Here is a 1,620-nt window from a genome sequence, read left to right as displayed (position 1 = left end):
ACACCGAGACAGACCAATAACACCGACCGCGCAAGAGCACCTGCTTGTCCCACGACATGCCGTAGGTCACTGGAAATTCGTGTGACCGTGACCAAACTTTCAATTCCGGAAGGCTTCCAACCACTTCTGTCGCCCGCAAGTAGCCGGAAGAGTTTTCGGTCTTTGCCTTGCAAGCTGGCGCCGCGGTGGCCGCCCCAGCAAGTGCCAGGTTCAACAGGAGTGCGATGTAAATACGCATCACTACTGAGCTTTAACGTTGGCACTCAGCGGGCGCCGAAGGCGATCCGATGGAACAACCAGTTAAAAAGCCTTTCACTTGTACACCAACCAAAAGGGAAATGCGGCCATACAGAAAACCATGGCAATTGAAAAGACAGTTGGCCTGAAATCGGGGCTGCAGAACGCAACGTAGCCTACAAAAAGCGGCACTGGCCAAATTGCAAAAATAAGGGCGTTGCCTGTTGCGAGCTGTGGCCTAAGCCCGACCAACCCAGGGGCATACMAACTCAAGCCAGCGAACAAAAGCGACAACGACGTGCCGATCAAGACCAACAGTCCTTCCGGCGTACCCACTAGTGGGCCGCGTATGAAAGCTCGAAGGTTGACGCGTGCCCAGTCCATGAAATTTAACCTTTGAAATAAGCGGCGCCGCAAGGCGTCAGTTTGAAGGAGGGGTTAGGCGACATTGGCGATGATGAATCGTTCCGATGTAAATATCTCAGCTCGCAAAGGGAAAGCGCAGAGCGAAGATGATGTAAAGGCCTACAGCGATCTCGCCCAAGCCGATGAGGATTGCCGGAAGCCCTTCAACGACACGCTTCTCATCGCTATCTCCATTCCATGTGAATTTGGCTTCTCGCCGCAGAACGCTCTTCACGCCCGCTGCGATCGATGCGAGGCCAAACAATACGGTGATGATTTTTAAAAGTAGTGCCATGAGACGCCTAATGTTAGAGATGACCGAACCACGATAGTAGCGGTGGAGCGGCCTTTTGCTGTTGTGAGTCTGTGTTGATTGACGGGTTAAGCATTTCTATCGACCTTCAAACCTGACGGTGCCGACGATGCGTCTGGCGGTGGGCACATGCTTGTCGTTCTCGGTCACGGCTACGCCCGCCAGAATTAGGCACCTTTTTGTGCGCACAGTTATTGTTCCGTACCTTGAACGAAAGCACTCAGCGTGGGCATAGTGGTATTCGTACGTTTAGCGGAAAGCATACGATCGCCAGGAAGGAGGTAATACCAATTGAGAACCGGGGCCTCCGCTGGAAATGGTGGAGCAACAAAATCGAACGACCCGTCGATGGTCGTAGCAGCGTCACCAAGCAGGCGAAGTGAAAATGTCACAACTGAAGCAGAGGAACGGGCCACCGTTCCCTCAACCTTCAGCCAGCGCATACCAGGAGGCGAGTAATCGCCCAGGTCGATGGAACCATGAAAGTGTTGCTCGCCTGAAACCTCACACAATCCGGCAAATCCAAATTTTTCCAGAATCATGGTTGGCAGAAAAAATGACTGCCTGGGGTCAAAGCCAACAGGGTGAATGAACGCTTTTTCATCAAGGCCGTGAAACAGGTGTCGCCCGCCAGAAAGCCGGTAAGACTCGGCGACCGCAACACC

3 protein-coding genes are annotated in these 1,620 nt (G+C 53.2%); all 3 read right to left on the bottom strand.

Features of this window, described 5'->3' with window-relative positions; genetic code table 11:
• On the bottom strand, window positions 1-238 hold a 238-nt coding region (locus AC1D1P_RS22850), incomplete at its 3' end, for a hypothetical protein (RefSeq protein ID WP_477674567.1).
• Between the two features lie 480 nt (window positions 239-718).
• Entirely contained in the window at window positions 719-937 is a 219-nt protein-coding gene (locus AC1D1P_RS22845; RefSeq protein WP_477668248.1) for a hypothetical protein, read from the bottom strand.
• A 209-nt stretch (window positions 938-1,146) separates the two neighbouring features.
• The coding region (locus tag AC1D1P_RS22840) for an acylphosphatase (RefSeq protein ID WP_477674566.1) at window positions 1,147-1,620 on the bottom strand (474 nt) is incomplete at its 5' end.

This window comes from Polaromonas sp. P1_E1_2 (genome assembly GCF_056406035.1).
Note: the sequence above shows the minus strand (reverse complement) of the source record. Positions and strands in the feature narration are given on the sequence as shown.

Coding starts and splice junctions, on each gene's coding strand:
- AC1D1P_RS22845 (WP_477668248.1), bottom strand. CDS start 937: ATGGCACTACTTTTAAAAATCATCACCGTATTGTTTGGCCTCGCATCG.